Below are 14,499 nucleotides of genomic sequence, written 5' to 3'. Positions count from 1 at the left end.
CCGGCCGGTGCCGGTGTTGGAAGGCAAAGCCGGCGATTTTCGCATGCCCGGGCCCCACCCGGCAGCCGCGGGGTCAGCGGCTGATCTTGAAGGTGGCCACCACGGCGGCCAGGTGGGCGGCCTGTTCCTTCAGGCTTTCGGCCGCGGCGGCCGATTGTTCGACCAGGGCCGCGTTCTGTTGGGTCATCTGGTCGAGGTGGGCCACGGCGGCATTGATCTCGCCGATGCCGCGGCTCTGGTCGGTGGTGCCGGTGCTGATCTCCTGCACGATGGTGGTGACCTGTTTCACGCTCTGCACGATCTCGGTCATGGCCTGTCCGGCCTCGCCGACCAGGCGGCCGCCGTCTTCCACCCGCTCCACGCTGGCCCCGATCAGGGTCTTGATCTCCTTGGCGGCCTCGGCCGAGCGGCTGGCCAGCGAGCGCACCTCGGAAGCCACCACGGCAAAGCCGCGCCCTTGCTCGCCGGCCCGTGCGGCCTCGACGGCCGCGTTCAGGGCCAGGATGTTGGTCTGGAAGGCGATTCCGTCGATCACCGAGGTGATGTCCGAGATGCGGCGTGAGCTGTTCGAGATGTCGCTCATGGTCTCCACCACCTGGCCCATCACCAGGCCGCCGCGGTCGGCCATGTCGACCGAGCGGGTGGCCAGATCGCGGCCATGGGCCGCGTTCTGGGCGCTGTGGTTGACCAGTTGCGTCAGCTGCTCCATCGAGGCCGAGGCTTCTTCGAGGTTGCTGGCGGTCTGTTCGGTGCGGCTGCTCAGGTCCTGCGAGCCCAGGGCGATCTCGCTGGAGGCCGTGGCGATGGATTCGCTGGTGTGGCTGACGTCGCGCATCACCGCCTCGATCTTGCCCACGAAGTCATTGAAAGCGGTGGCGATCTCGTCGATCTCGTCGCGCCCCTTGATGGGCAGGCGCTGCGTCAGGTCGCCCGTGCCCGAGCCGATCTGGCGCATGGCGTTGCGCACGCGGGTCAGGCCGCCCAGCAGGGCGTGCACGGTGCCCATGGCCATCAGACCGGCCAGCACCCCGACCACCACCAGGGCGCCCGCCACGCTGAGCAGCAGGCGGTCGAGCCGGCTCAGGGCTTCACGGCGCTGGGCTGCGGTCACCAGCACCCAGTCGGTCTCGGGCACCGGGGCGGCCTTGAGCAGGTAGGCCTCGCCACCGATGCCGGCCACCTCGGGCTCGTGCTCGCCCTGGCTGGCCTGGCCCAGCAGATCGGGGGTGATGTCCTTGGACAGCGCGCCCATGGGCTTGAGGATCAACTGCTTGTCGGGGTGGGCCAGGATGCGGCCCTCCTTGTCGAGCAGAAAGGCAAAGCCGCTGGGGGTGGGGTGGATCTGGCCCAGGCCCTTGACCACGTCTTCGACGGTCACGTCAGCCCCGGTCACGGCCCGCGTTTGGCCGCCGGTCTTGACCGGGAAGGCAAAGGTCACGACCAGTTTCTGGCTGGAGGCCGCGATGTAGGGTGGCGTGAGGATGGCCTTGCCGCTCTGGGCAGCGAGCTTGTACCAGGCGCGGGAGGTGGGGTCGTAGTCGGCCGGGCGGTTGCGGCTGGGCACCGACACCATCTTCTTGTCGGCGCTGCCGATGTAGGCCAGGTCTTGCTTGCCCGATACCAGGGCCTGCTGCAAGGCCGGGTTGGGGTCGGCGCTGTCCACGGCAGGTGCCAGGGCCTCGACGATCTGCTTTTGCGCCAGGGCCCACTGGCCCAGTTGCCGCGCCTCGGACTGGCTGATCCGCGTCAGTTGCTCATTCAGGTCATCGAGGATGAAACCGCGGGCAAAGTAATAACTGACGGCGCTGACCAGCACGATGGCGGCGCTCACAATGAGCACGCTGGTGGCGATCAACTTCTGGCGGATGCTGTGGAACATGGCCGGTCCTTCGAAGAGCTTGAGCCGGGCAGGCTCCACCCTGTCGCGCCCCCCCGATGACCCTCAGACCCAGGCCCTTGCCCATGCAAGGGCGCAGCAGCCTAGGCCTCTGGGGCACCTTGGGTGGCAGGCGTGTGAGGCGGGCTGCTCGTTTCTGGTTGTTGTCAGATGTGACAAAGTTTGACACATCCGTGTGACAACGGGCTACGGCTTTGCCCTTAGGCCGCCCAGGCCGGGGCGGCCCCTGCAGGCTCAGTCCGCCGGGCTCAAGGCTTCGCGGGTGACCAGCAGCACCTGGTCATCGCCGGCGCTGGTTTCGAGCCAGAACACGGGCAGGTCCGGAAAGGCCGCCTCGAAGTAGGCCCGCTCGTTGCCGATCTCCAGCACCAGCACGCCTTGCTCGCTGAGCCGATCCGGGGCATCGCGCAGCAACTGGCGGATGAAATCCATGCCGTCGCTGCCGCCGGCCAGGGCCATTTCGGGCTCGGCCTGGTACTCGGCGGGCAGCTCGGACATGCTCTGGGCGTTGACGTAGGGCGGGTTGCACAGGATCAGGTCATACGGGCCGGGCAGGGCGCTCAAACCGTCGCTGGTCTTGAGCGTGATGCGGTCCTGCAGGCCGTGGCGGTCCACGTTGATGCGGGCCACGGCCAGCGCATCGGCCGACAGGTCGGCGCCTTCCACCACGATCTCGGGCCAGGCCATGGCGGCCAGCACGGCCAGGCTGCCGTTGCCGGTGCACAGGTCGAGCACCCGGTGGGTGTTGGCATCCAGCCAGGGGTCGATGCTGCCGTCGGCGATCAGCTCGGCAATGAAGCTGCGCGGCACGATGGCACGCTCGTCCACATAAAAGGGCACGCCTTGCAGCCAGGCCTCGCGGGTCAGGTAGGCCGCGGGCTGGCGGCTGCTGATGCGGCGTTCGATCAGCGCCTGCACGCGGGCGGCGTCTTCAGGCAGCACCACTTGATCGGCCACCGAGGGTTCGCCCTCGGGCTCGCCGCCCAGGGGGCTGTCCAGGGGCCGGCCCAGTTGCCACAGAACCAGCCAGGCGGCTTCGTCAAAGGCGTTGGTGGTGCCGTGGCCAAAGGCCACGCCGGCGGTTTCCAGCTGTTGCCGGGCCTGCTCGATCAGGCCCAGCACGGTGTTCTGGGCTTGGGGCGGGTTGGCGATGCTCATGCGGCGGCCCCGTGGATCAGGCTGGCGTTCAGGTTCTCAAGGGTGCGGCGGTAGATGTTCTTCACGGGTTCGATGTCGGCCACGGCGATGTGCTCGTCGATCTTGTGGATGGTGGCGTTGGGAGGGCCGAATTCGATCACCTGGGGGCAGATCTGGGCAATGAAGCGCCCGTCGCTGGTGCCGCCGGTGGTGGAGAGCTCGGTCTCGATGCCCACCTCGTCACGGATGGCGCCCTGGATGGCCGTCACCAGGCTGCCCGGCGTGGTCAGGAAGGGGTGGCCGCCGAGCGTCCATTGCAGTTCGTACTCCAGTTCATGGCGCTCCAGCACGCTGATCAGGCGCTGCTGCAGCGCTTCGGCGGTGGATTCGGAGGAGAAACGGAAGTTGAAATCGATCACCACCTGGCCGGGGATCACGTTGGTGGCGCCGGTGCCGCCATGGATGTTGCTGACCTGCCAGCTGGTGGGCGGAAAGTAGGCATTGCCCCGGTCCCATTCGATGGCGGCCAGTTCGGCCAGGGCCGGCATGGCCTGGTGGATGGGGTTGCGCGCCAGTTGCGGGTAGGCGATGTGGCCTTGCACGCCCTTCACGATGAGCTTGCCGCTCATGGTGCCGCGGCGGCCGTTTTTGATCATGTCGCCGGTGCGCTGCACCGAAGTGGGTTCGCCCACGATGCAGAAGTCGAGCTTCTCGCCGCGTTCCTTGAGCGTGCGGCAGACCACCACGGTGCCGTCGACCGAGGGGCCTTCCTCGTCGCTGGTGATCAGCAAGGCCAGGGCCAGGTTCGGTTGGGGCTGGGCCGCCAGAAACTCTTCGGTGGCCACCACAAAGGCCGCGATCGAGGTCTTCATGTCGCTGGCCCCACGGCCGTACAGGCGGCCGTCGCGGTGGGTGGGGGTGAAGGGGTCGCTCTTCCACTGCTCCAGCGGGCCGGTGGGCACCACATCGGTGTGGCCGGCAAAGACCAGGGTGGGGGCGTCGGGCGTGGCGCCGGGGCGCTTGGCCCACAGGTTGGTGACGCGGAAGTTCTCCGGCCCGCTGACCAGGGTTTCGCAGGCAAAACCCAGGGCCTCCAGGCGTTCGCGCAGCAGGGCCTGGCAGCCGGCATCGTCGGGCGTGACGGAGGGGCGCGAGATCAGTTGTTCGGTGAGGTGCAGGGTACGGGACATCAGTGCTTCACGTCGAGGACGATTTCTGTGAATGAGGGTTCGTCCTCGGGCTCGGCCCGGGACTTGGCGGCCTCGGCCGCGGCCTTGCCGGACTGGTCGAAGTCGTTTTGCAGGCGCCACATCAGGTTGGTGGGCGAATCGGCATGGGCCATGCCTTCCTTGCGGTCGATCAGGCCCGCATGGATCAGACGGGCAATGTCTTCCTCGAAGGTCTGCGAGCCTTCGGCCATGGATTTCTCCATGGCTTCCTGGATGCCGTTGAAGTCGCCTTTTTCGATCAGGTCGGCAATCAGCTTGGTGTTGCGCAGCACTTCGCAGGCCGGGATGCGGCCCCCGTGGTTGCTGCGCAGCAGGCGTTGCGACATGATGGCCTTGAGCGCCGAACTGAGGTCGACCAGCAGGGTCTGACGCACCTCGACGGGGTAGAAGCTCAGGATGCGGTTCAGGGCCTGGTAGCTGTTGTTGGCGTGCATGGTGGCCAGCACCAGGTGACCCGATTGCGAATAGGCCAGTGCCGCCGACATGGTTTCACGGTCGCGGATTTCGCCGATCAGGATCACGTCAGGGGCCTGGCGCAGCGCGTTCTTGAGGGCGATCTGGAGCGACTGGGTATCGGTGCCCACCTCGCGCTGGTTGATGATCGATTTCTTGTTCTTGAACAGAAACTCGATCGGCTCTTCGATGGTCAGGATGTGGCCGGTGCTGTGCTCGTTGCGGTTGTCCAGCATCGAGGCCAGCGTGGTGCTTTTGCCCGAGCCCGTGGCACCCACCACCAGCAGCAGCCCGCGCTTTTCCATGATCAGCTCGGTCAGGATGTCGGGCAGGTTCAGCGTGGCGAGTTTGGGGATCTCGTGGCTGATGTAGCGGATCACGGCGGCCACGCTGCCCCGTTGGTGCATGGCGCTGATGCGGAAGCGCCCGATGCCCTTGAGCGCATAACCCACGTTCAGCTCACCGGTCTCCTGCAGTTCTTCCATGTTGCTGGCCGGGAGGATCTCGGCCAGCAGGCTGCGCGGCGCATCAAAGGGCAGCAGCTGGTTGTTGATGGGCACGCAGGTGCCGTTGATGCGGATCAGGGCGGGTGCATTGGCCGACAGGTAGACGTCGGATGCACCCTTTTCACCCATCAACCGCAGGATGCGTTCCATCATGCTCATGTTGGCGCTCATGGACTGGCTTTCGAAGTGCGGGGTGGAGTGGCAGCCCAGGGGTGCACGGTTCAGCGGCTGCGTGACTGGACGAAGTTGACGATGCGCAGGGCCGCTTCGACGCATTCGGCCGCATCGGCCACCAGGGCCATGCGGATGCGCTGGGCACCCGGGTTGACCCCGCCCACCTCACGTGCCAGGTAGCTGCCGGGCAGCACCGTCACATTGTATTGAGCCAGCAGTTCGCGCGCGAAACTGGTGTCGCTCAGACCCAGCGCCTCGGGCACCCGGGCCCAGAGGTAAAAACCGGCGTCGGGCAGCGCCACATCCAGCACGCCGGCCAGGATGGGGGTGACCTGGGCGAACTTCTTGCGGTACAGCACCCGGTTCTCAACCACATGGGTCTCGTCGTTCCAGGCGGCGATGCTGGCGGCCTGGACCACCGGGCTCATGGCGCTGCCGTGGTAGGTGCGGTAGAGCAGAAACTGCTTGAGGATGGCCGCATCGCCGGCCACAAAGCCGCTGCGCAGACCAGGCACGTTGCTGCGCTTGGACAGGCTGGTGAAGGCCACCAGGTTGCGGAAATCGTCGCGGCCCAGCTTCTTGGCGGCTTCCAGGCCGCCCAGCGGGGGCTCGTCGCGGAAGTAGATCTCGCTGTAGCACTCGTCCGAGGCAATGATGAAGCCATGGCGGTCGCTGAGCTCGAACAGCTTCTGCCATTCGCTCAGAGGCATCACCGCGCCGGTGGGGTTGCCGGGCGAGCACACGAACAGCAGCTGGGTGCGGGCCCAGGTGTCAGCCGGCACGCTGTCCCAGTCGACCGCAAAGTTGCGTGCCGGGTCGCTGGGGGCGAAGTAGGGGTCGGCCCCGGCCAGCAGGGCTGCGCCTTCGTAGATCTGATAGAACGGGTTGGGGCATACCACCGCCGGCGTGGGCCAGCGCGGGTCGATCACGGTCTGGGCAAAGGCAAACAGGGCTTCACGCGAGCCGTTCACCGGCAGGATCTGGGTGGCCGGGTTCAGGTCGAGGTCGTAACGCCGCTTGACCCAGGCGGCCATGGCTTCGCGCAAGCGGGGCTCACCGGCGGTGGCCGGGTAGCCGGCCAGGCCCTCCAGGTTGTTGACCAGGGCGCTCTTGATGAACTCGGGCGTGGGATGCTTGGGCTCGCCAATGCCCAGGCTGATCGGGCTGTGGTAGGGGCTGGGCGTGACGCCGGCAAAAAGTTGCCTCAGCCGCTCGAACGGGTAAGGCTGCAGTTTGGAGAGCAGTGGGTTCATGGCACCACATTATCCCGGAGTGCTGCCGGCCTCTGCTCAAACCCCGCTTGAAATCGCCATGACGCCCTGGCGCCAGGAGCGTTTCAGGTGGCTGGGGCCGGCAGGCGGATGGGGGCTTGCCGGATCAGATGGGGGGCTGCGTCGAGCAGGCTGGCGGGTACCTCGCCCTCGGCCACCAGCGGCATGGCGTGGCGCCGCGCGGCCGCCAAAATGGCCTGCAGCAAGGCCTGGGCGGGGCCATCGCCCTGGTCTGTGCTCAGCAGACTGGGGGCCAGCAGCCATTCATGCACCGGCCACGCGGGCAGTTCGAGCACACCTGGATAGCCCCGCCCGACGTCTTGCAGGCACAGGTGAAAGCCGGCCTCCCGCAGCCTTTGCAGGCGGCGCAGGGCGCTTGTGGGGTCGCTTGCGGCCCAGCCCAGGTCGTGGGTGCTCAGCGCCAGGCCCAGCGCCTGCCGCTGGATCGGGTGGCGCTGCAGGCAGTCCTGCAGCCACTGCGCCGCGTTGTCCTGGCGCAGCAGGGGGGTGAGCAAGGCCAGTGTCAGCGGCGATGCACCGGGGGCGCCCGTGACCGGGGCCCCCTGGTGCTGCTGCCATCGGCCCAGCTGGGCGATCAACTCCTCGTCGAGCTCAAAGCTCAGATCGGCCCGGCGCGCCACCTCTTGCAGGGGTGCGCGCGGGCCCGATCCGGGGGCCCAGCACAGCGCGGCCCAGTGGCCGCAGCCCTGGCCGTCGGGCCTTTGGCGATGACGCAGGTCCAGCCTCAGCAGGGGGGCCAGGGCCGCGAGGCCCAGATCACTGCGGGCGAGCAGCCTTTGCCTGGCCTGCTGGCCCAGCCCGGGTCGATACCAGCAGGGGCGGCCCGGTGCTTCATGGCGGGCCTGGCGCACGGCCAGACTGGTGCGGCGCAGGCCTTGGGTCAGTGGGTCTTCGTCATCGCCGACCAGCACGGTGGCCGCCAACAGCAGTCGGACCTCGCTCAGGGGGTGCATGGGCTGGCCGGTGTAGCCCGTCAAGCTCTGGTGCACACGCCCGGCGCAGGCTTCGACCTCATGCGTTGTCAGGTGGGCAGGCAGCAGGGCCACGAATTCGCTGCCGCCCAGGCGAAACACATCAGAGCCCGCCTCGGGCAGGTGCTGGCGCAAGGCCTGACCGAGTTGCTTCAAGCAGGCATCGCCCGCTTGCGGGCCGCGCAGTTCATTGAGCTGGCCCAGACCATCGAGCTTCAGCATCAGCAGGTTCCAGCCTCGGCCCTGCGCCGCCTGGAGCAGGAGGCGATCTTGCAGGGCGGCGCGGTTGGGCAGACCGGTCAGGGTGTCCACATACACCAGGCGCTCGATCTGGTCGGCTGCCCAGCGGCTGGCCGTGATGTCCTTCTTGAGCTCGAACCAATGCGTGATGTCGCCATTGGCGCGTCGGATGGGGCCGATCTCGATGTCTTCGACCACCCGGCGACCATCGGGCAGCAGCACGGATTGCTCACCCCGCCAGGTTTGGCCCTGGGCCATGGCCTCTTGCAGGCTGCTGCGTTGCTGGGCGCTCAGGCCCGGGGTGGACAGCAGGTCCGCGGGCAGGTTGAGAAAGGCGGCCGCATTCAGGCCGGCTCGGCCAATGAAGGCGGGATTGACATACTCGATGCGCCGCTGGGTGTCGGTGATCACGATGCCGATCGGGCATTGCTCGATCAGGCTGACCAGTTTGTGAAGTTCTTCATCTTGTGCTTGCCAAGCCGTCAAGGTGGCCTGAACCCGCACCAATTGGCGCTGATAGCTGCAGCGCGACAGCAAAGCGATGCTCAATGCCACAGCCATGTTGGTGAGCACCACCAGATGCGGGGCGTATTCCCGCTGGAAGCGGGCCTGGGGCATCCACCCCTGGGCTTCGAACCACGGCAGGGCCAGCATGTAGGCTGTGTTGAGTGCTGCCACCGCCAGGGCACTGCGGGGCCCCAGCAGCCATGCGGCGCTGGCTACCTGGATGGGCAGCGACAGGATCAGAGGCCCGTTCAGGCCGCCGTTGTTGAAGACCACCTCGAGTGAGATCAACCATTGGCCCCAGATCAGCACATGAGCGGCCGTCCGCACACGGCCCACTGTGACCAGCAACAGGCAGCTTGGCAGAACCAGCAGGATGGCCAGTCGGATGCGGACCACCTCTTCAAAGAAGCGGGTGTCGTACACATAGCTCATGGCCAGGCAGGACGAGACCATCAGCAAGCCGGTGATCCAGATCATCAGGACCGTGTCCTGGCGGGCGATGTCAGCCTCGGGCTGGAGTTGGGGGGGCAGATCGGACATGAGGCGGCGCAATGAAGGAGGGCCCACTTTAGAAGTGGACGCTCGATGACCGCACTGCCTTTTGCTGTTATTGAACAATGATCCCAACGCCCGGGGGAGCGCACCCTGCCGGTTGGGCATTCCACAACCCATCGCTTGGTTTCGTTTGCTGATATCGCGTGGGGTGGGATGTGTCGGCAGGCCGTTGAGTCGATGACGCTGTCCGGTGGCGACATGGGCTTTAACTGCGTGCGCACATTCAATTGACTCGGAGCGTCCTGGCCGTCGCGTCCAGGCCCACGGGCCCGAGACTCGTGGCCATGCAAACAAGCGACCCCAACAAGTCCCATCGCCCTGGCGCCAGCGCGGGCAGCTTTGACTACATCGTTGTCGGGGCTGGCTCGGCCGGTTGCGTGCTGGCCTGCCGCCTGGTTCAGGCGGGGCGCAGCGTGTTGCTGCTGGAGGCTGGCCCGGCTGACAACAGCCGTTTTGTGCACATGCCGGCCACGTTTGTGCGCGTCATTGGCACCGAACGCACCTGGCTTTACGAAACCAGCCCCCAGGCGGCTGCCGCGGGCCGGGTCATGCATGTTCCCCAGGGGCGCACCCTGGGGGGCGGCAGTTCGGTGAATGCCATGGTCTACACCCGCGGCACACCCGCCGATTACGACGACTGGGCCCAGGCCGGTTGTGCAGGCTGGGCCTGGTCGGATGTGCTGCCTGCCTTCCGCAAGGCTGAGGACAACCAGCGCCTGGCCGGGCCCCTGCATGGCAACGAAGGGCCGCTGCGCGTCAGCGATGCCTGCCACCGTCACCCGCTGTCGCTGGCCTTTGTGAAGGCAGCCCAGCAAATCGGCCTGCCCTACAACGATGACTTCAACGGCCGCCGCCAGGAAGGCGTGGGCTTCTACCAGAGCACGACCTTCGAGGGCCGCCGTGGCAGCACGGCCGCGACCTACCTGGCTGCGGTGCGGTCTTCCCCCTTGCTGAAAGTGCTGACCGGGGTGCTGGTGCAGCAGGTGCTGATCGAGCAGGGGAACGCGGTGGGCGTGAGTTACCAGGCCGCCGATGGCAGCCAGGGGCATGCGCTGGCCCGCTGCGAGGTGCTGCTGAGTGCCGGGGCCCTGGCCAGCCCCAAGCTGCTGATGCTGTCGGGCATCGGGCCGGCGGACCATTTGCAGTCACTGGGGCTGCCGGTGCGAGCCCACGCCGCCGAGGTCGGCGCCAATTTCCAGGACCACCTGGAGGTCAGCGTTTACGGCCGGTGCCGAGAGCCCATCAGCCTGCTGGGGCAGGACGAAGGCCTGAGCGCGTTGCGCCATGGGCTGGAGTACGAATGCTTCAAGAGCGGCCTGCTCACCTCCACCGTGGTGGAAAGCGGTGGTTTCTTCGACACCTCGGGCAGTGGCCGCCCCGACGTGCAGTTCCATGTGTTACCGGTGCTGGTGGGCGATGTCCATCGCGAGCCCTTGCCGGGGCATGGCATCTCACTGAACCCCTGCTTTTTGCGGCCTCAATCTCGGGGCCGGGTGCGGCTGCGGGACGCGCAAGCGGCAACACCGATCGATTTTGACGGCGGCTACCTGCAGGCCCAGGAGGATGTGGACACCCTCGTGCGTGGCCTCAAGCTGGCCCGCCGCATCCTGCGCGCACCGGCCTTGCAGCAGGTGCTGAGCGGCGAACTGTTGCCCGGGCCTCAGGCCGATTTGCCCGACACCGCATTGGAGGAGCACGTGCGCCAGTTTGCCAAGACGGTCTACCACCCCGCGGGCACATGCCGCCTGGGCGGCGACGAGGCGTCGGTGGTCGACCTGCAGCTGCGGGTGCGCGGGGTGGGGCGGCTGCGTGTCGCCGACGCCTCGGTCATGCCGCGCCTCATCTCGGCCAATACCAATGCGCCCACCATCATGATCGCCGAGCGTTGCGCGGAGTTCGTGCTGGCAGGGCAATCCTGATCAAGCAGCAAGGAGACCTGTGAAATGAAGCGTTTTGAAGGCAAGGTGGCCCTGATCACCGGCGGTGGCACCGGCATCGGTGCCGCGGTGGCCGCCGGGTTTGTGGCCGAAGGCGGTCGGGTGGCCCTGATGGGCCGACGCGCCGAGCCGCTGCAGGCGGTGGCGGCCGGTCTGGGCGGCCTGGTGCTGACCGGGGACGCCTCGGTGGCGGCCGATGTTCAGCGCGCGCTGCAGGTGGTGCAGCAGGCCTGGGGTGGGGTGGATGTGCTGGTCGCGAATGCGGGGGGGCATGGCATCGGCAATGCCTTGCAGACCGATGACGCCTCCTGGGCTCTGGCCACCCGGCTGAACCTTGACACCGCCTTCGTCTGCGCCCGCGAACTGCTGCCGGGTCTGATCGAGCGCCGCGGCAACATCGTCATCCTCTCTTCGCTGGCCGGGCATTTTGCCGGGCCCGATGTGGTGGGCTACGTGACCATGAAGCACGCCTTGATCGGATTGACCCGTTCCTTGGCGCGTGACTATGGCCGGCAGGGCGTGCGCGTCAACGCGGTCTGCCCTGGCTGGGTGCGCACCGACATGGCCGATGAGCAGATGCAGGCCCTGTGCCGCGTCAAAGGCCTGAGCAGCGTGGACGAGGCTTACCGCCTGGTGAGCCGCGATGTGCCCCTGCAACGCCCGGCCGACCCCGGCGATGTGGCCGATGGCGTGCTGTTTCTCGCCTCGGCGCAGGCGCGCATGGTCACCGGCACCTCGCTGCTGGTCGATGGCGGGGCCAGTGCGGTGGACTTGCCGACCCTGGCTTTTGCCTCTTGATTTTGCTTCTTGAACCTCTTGAATCCCTTGGGAGACACCCCGATGAACACCCCTCAAGCCCGGCCGGCCGGCTGGAAGAACTACGAAGACTTTGCGGCGGGCATCGACACCAACCGGTTGCCGCGCAGCCTTGCTCTGCTGGGCCAGGCCTTGCATCTGCAACTGCCAGAGGGTGATTTGCGGCTTGAGTTCACGGGCCCGGACAGGGCGCGCTGGCAGTGGCGTGGCGAAGAGGGGCACGACGAGGCCGAAGCTATTGAGGTGGCTCCCGACACGTTTTTTGTCGATTTGGTGTTCGCTCACCGGCCGTTGGAGGCGCTCAGCCTGGTGCTCAACAGGCGCACCCTGCGGGTGCTCGCCGTGCCAGCCCGGGTGCGCCCGGTGGAGGAGGCCGGCGCCGAGCCCCGCGTCACGCAGGATTTTTCGGTTGGCACCCTCGGTGATGAGCCCGCTGCCGCGCAAGGCGAGGTGCCAGCCCCGTCGCGCGACCTGATTGGCTTGCGCACGCTGCAGACCTACAGCCCCAACCATTGTTACGAGCACACCTACCTCAGCAGCACCCGCTACGCCTGGCAATGCCTGCACGGCGAACAGCGCGGCCACGGGGATGTGGACCTGATCACCGTCTACCGCTTCGCCGAGCAGCAGTACCTGTTCACCTTCCGCGAGTTCCTGATCCCGGTCGCCTCGACCTTCTTCTTCAATTTCGCGGACATGCGCTCCACCGGCAAGTTCCTGGGCTTGACGGGAGCGGGCGCGGTGTCCAACCGACCCGCCGGGGCCTTCATGCGCGAGCTGTCGCGCAGCGTCTACCCCGATGGCTTGCAACCTGTCTGAAACCTGGAGCCCTATGAGAACCCCTTTCCAAATCGTTGCCGAACACTATGCCGCTTCGGACCAGCAAGACCTGGCCGCGATGCTGGCCGACGTCTCGCCCCAGGTGCGCTGGACCGAGATGGCCGGCTTCCCCTGTGCCGGGACCCACATCGGTCCGCAGGCGGTGGTCGAGCAGGTCTTCCAGCGCCTGGCCACCGAATGGGACGGCTACACCTTCCGGCTCGGCAAGCTGTACGACGCCGGGGCCACCGTGGTGGCCACGGGGGACTACGCCGGCACCTGCCGTGCCACCGGCCAATCCTTCCAGGCCCGGGTGGCCCATGTCTGGCAGGTCGAGCAGGGGCGCATCGTTGCTTTTGAGCAGTTCACCGACACCCTGCTCGTGCACCAGGCCATGACGCGCTGAGCCCCTCACCTTCACGAGAAGAGCACCATGAATTTGAGCTCCCTGAACCAAGACCGCCTGCGCACACTGAGCCTGCTGGACCGTGGCCCGCTGGCCAACTGGATCGGCGGCGAGAGCGTTGCCCCCGTGGGTGGGCGCTATTCGCCGGTCCGCGACCCCGCCATCGAGCTGGTGGTGGCCGAGGTGGCGGACAGCGACGCCGCCGACGTGGCCCTGGCCGTGGCGGCGGCACAACGTGCGTTTCAATCGGCCGAGTGGGCCGGGCTGCGCCCGGCCGACCGTGAACGCATGCTGTGCCGGCTGGCCGATCTGATCGAAGCCCATGGCGACGAACTGGCGGCGCTGGAAACCCTGGAGACCGGCAAGCCGCTCAGCATCGCCCGTGCCATTGATGTGGACGCGGGCGCCGAGCACGTGCGCTACATGGCCGGCTGGGCCACCAAGATCGAGGGCAGCACGCTGGCGTCTTCGATCGGCGGGCCGCCCGGCGTGGCCTACCAAACCTCGACCTGGCGGGAGCCGGTGGGGGTGGTGGCGGCCATCGTGCCCTGGAACTTTCCGCTGGCCATCGCGCTTTGGAAGGTGGCGCCGGCGCTGACCTGTGGCTGCACTGTGGTGCTCAAGCCCGCCCAGGAAACCCCGTTGACGGCGCTGCGCCTGGCCGAACTGGCTCAGCTGGCCGGCCTGCCGGCCGGGGTGCTGAACGTGGTCACCGGCGGGCCGGCGGCGGGTGCCGCCCTGGTAGCCCACACGGGGGTGCGCAAGATCAGTTTCACGGGCTCGACCGCCGTGGGGCGCTCCATCGGGCACAGCGCCCTCGACCGCATGGCCCGCTTCAGCCTGGAGCTGGGCGGCAAGTCGCCGCTGATCATCTTGGATGACATGGACCCCTGGCGAGCTGCGCAGGGCGCGGCCATGGGCATCTTTTTCAACCAGGGGCAGGTCTGCACGGCCGGCTCCCGCGTCTATGTGCAGCGCCGCCACTATGGGGCGGTGGTCGAAGCCCTGGGCACGCTGGCAGGGCAGATGAAGCTCGGATCGGGCTTTGACCCGGAGACCCAGATCGGCCCCCTGATCTCGGCGCGGCATTTGCAGCGGGTGCAGGCCCATGTGGCCCAGGCCTGTGAGGAGGGCGCCCAACTGGTGGCGGGCGGCCAGCGCGGGCGGGACAGCGGCTTCTTCATGCAACCGACGGTGTTTGCCAACACCCACGCCGGCATGCACATCGTGCGCGAGGAGGTCTTCGGGCCGGTGGTCTGCGTGATGCCGTTCGACACCGTCGACGAAGCGGTGTCCCTGGCCAATGCCAGCGATTACGGGCTGGCCGCCAGCGTCTGGTCCAACGACCTGTCCCTGGTGCACCGGGTGGTGCCCCGCCTGCAGGCGGGCATTGTCTGGGTCAACACCCACAACATGCTGGACAACAACCTGCCTTTCGGCGGCGTCAAGCAGTCGGGCTATGGCCGTGACCTGGGCCGCAGCGCCATCGAGCAATTCACCGAGTTGAAGTCGGTCTGCATCGCTTACTGAGCGGCCGTCGACCCCGAGCCCCCAACCAAA

Annotated in this window: 11 protein-coding genes; 5 read left to right on the top strand and 6 right to left on the bottom strand. The window is 67.3% G+C overall.

The window, feature by feature from the left end; genetic code table 11:
• Window positions 1-73 precede the first annotated feature (73 nt).
• From F624_RS0122390 to F624_RS32730, 6 genes are all read right to left on the bottom strand, one after another.
• On the bottom strand, window positions 74-1,879 hold the full coding sequence (locus tag F624_RS0122390; protein ID WP_019576603.1) for a methyl-accepting chemotaxis protein: 1,806 nt from the start codon (window positions 1,877-1,879) through the stop codon (window positions 74-76).
• Window positions 1,880-2,131: 252 nt separating this feature from the next.
• A complete protein-coding gene (gene prmB, locus F624_RS0122385) occupies window positions 2,132-3,055 on the bottom strand; it encodes a 50S ribosomal protein L3 N(5)-glutamine methyltransferase (protein WP_019576602.1) in 924 nt (307 codons plus the stop codon).
• Window positions 3,052-4,224 (bottom strand): succinyl-diaminopimelate desuccinylase, encoded by a 1,173-nt coding sequence (dapE, locus tag F624_RS0122380; RefSeq protein WP_019576601.1) that lies wholly within the window; start codon window positions 4,222-4,224, stop codon window positions 3,052-3,054. Before dapE ends, prmB begins: the two co-directional genes overlap by 4 nt.
• Window positions 4,224-5,381, bottom strand: a complete 1,158-nt coding sequence (locus F624_RS0122375; RefSeq protein ID WP_031255869.1) for a PilT/PilU family type 4a pilus ATPase — start codon at window positions 5,379-5,381, stop codon at window positions 4,224-4,226. The genes dapE and F624_RS0122375 overlap by 1 nt, the downstream gene beginning before the upstream one ends.
• A gap of 62 nt (window positions 5,382-5,443) precedes the next feature.
• Window positions 5,444-6,649, bottom strand: coding sequence for a succinyldiaminopimelate transaminase (gene dapC, locus F624_RS0122370; protein ID WP_019576599.1), 1,206 nt, complete (start codon window positions 6,647-6,649; stop codon window positions 5,444-5,446).
• Between the two features lie 83 nt (window positions 6,650-6,732).
• Window positions 6,733-8,946, bottom strand: coding sequence for a diguanylate cyclase domain-containing protein (locus F624_RS32730; protein WP_019576598.1), 2,214 nt, complete (start codon window positions 8,944-8,946; stop codon window positions 6,733-6,735).
• 299 nt (window positions 8,947-9,245) lie between these two features.
• Here F624_RS32730 and F624_RS0122360 point away from each other — a divergent pair, with 299 nt between their 5' ends.
• The 5 genes from F624_RS0122360 to F624_RS0122340 are packed head-to-tail and all read left to right on the top strand — an operon-like array spanning window position 9,246 to window position 14,469.
• Window positions 9,246-10,880 carry a GMC family oxidoreductase gene (locus F624_RS0122360; RefSeq protein ID WP_051107486.1) on the top strand — a complete coding sequence of 545 codons (1,635 nt, stop codon included), beginning with the start codon at window positions 9,246-9,248 and terminating at the stop codon, window positions 10,878-10,880.
• A gap of 24 nt (window positions 10,881-10,904) precedes the next feature.
• Window positions 10,905-11,696 carry an SDR family NAD(P)-dependent oxidoreductase gene (locus F624_RS0122355; RefSeq protein WP_019576596.1) on the top strand — a complete coding sequence of 264 codons (792 nt, stop codon included), beginning with the start codon at window positions 10,905-10,907 and terminating at the stop codon, window positions 11,694-11,696.
• A gap of 42 nt (window positions 11,697-11,738) precedes the next feature.
• Window positions 11,739-12,533: a MoaF C-terminal domain-containing protein gene (locus tag F624_RS0122350; RefSeq protein WP_019576595.1), complete on the top strand. Its 795-nt coding sequence runs from the start codon at window positions 11,739-11,741 to the stop codon at window positions 12,531-12,533.
• A 13-nt stretch (window positions 12,534-12,546) separates the two neighbouring features.
• Complete coding sequence (locus F624_RS0122345; protein ID WP_019576594.1) at window positions 12,547-12,939, top strand: nuclear transport factor 2 family protein; 393 nt, start codon at window positions 12,547-12,549, stop codon at window positions 12,937-12,939.
• Between the two features lie 27 nt (window positions 12,940-12,966).
• The gene (locus F624_RS0122340) at window positions 12,967-14,469 is read left to right on the top strand and encodes an aldehyde dehydrogenase family protein (RefSeq protein ID WP_019576593.1); all 1,503 of its coding nucleotides are present in this window, start codon (window positions 12,967-12,969) and stop codon (window positions 14,467-14,469) included.
• Window positions 14,470-14,499: the final 30 nt, after the last annotated feature.

This window comes from Curvibacter lanceolatus ATCC 14669 (assembly GCF_000381265.1).
GTDB lineage: Bacteria > Pseudomonadota > Gammaproteobacteria > Burkholderiales > Burkholderiaceae_C > Curvibacter > Curvibacter lanceolatus.
The sequence above is the reverse complement of the archived record's forward strand: the minus strand, read 5'-3'. Positions and strand labels throughout refer to the sequence as shown.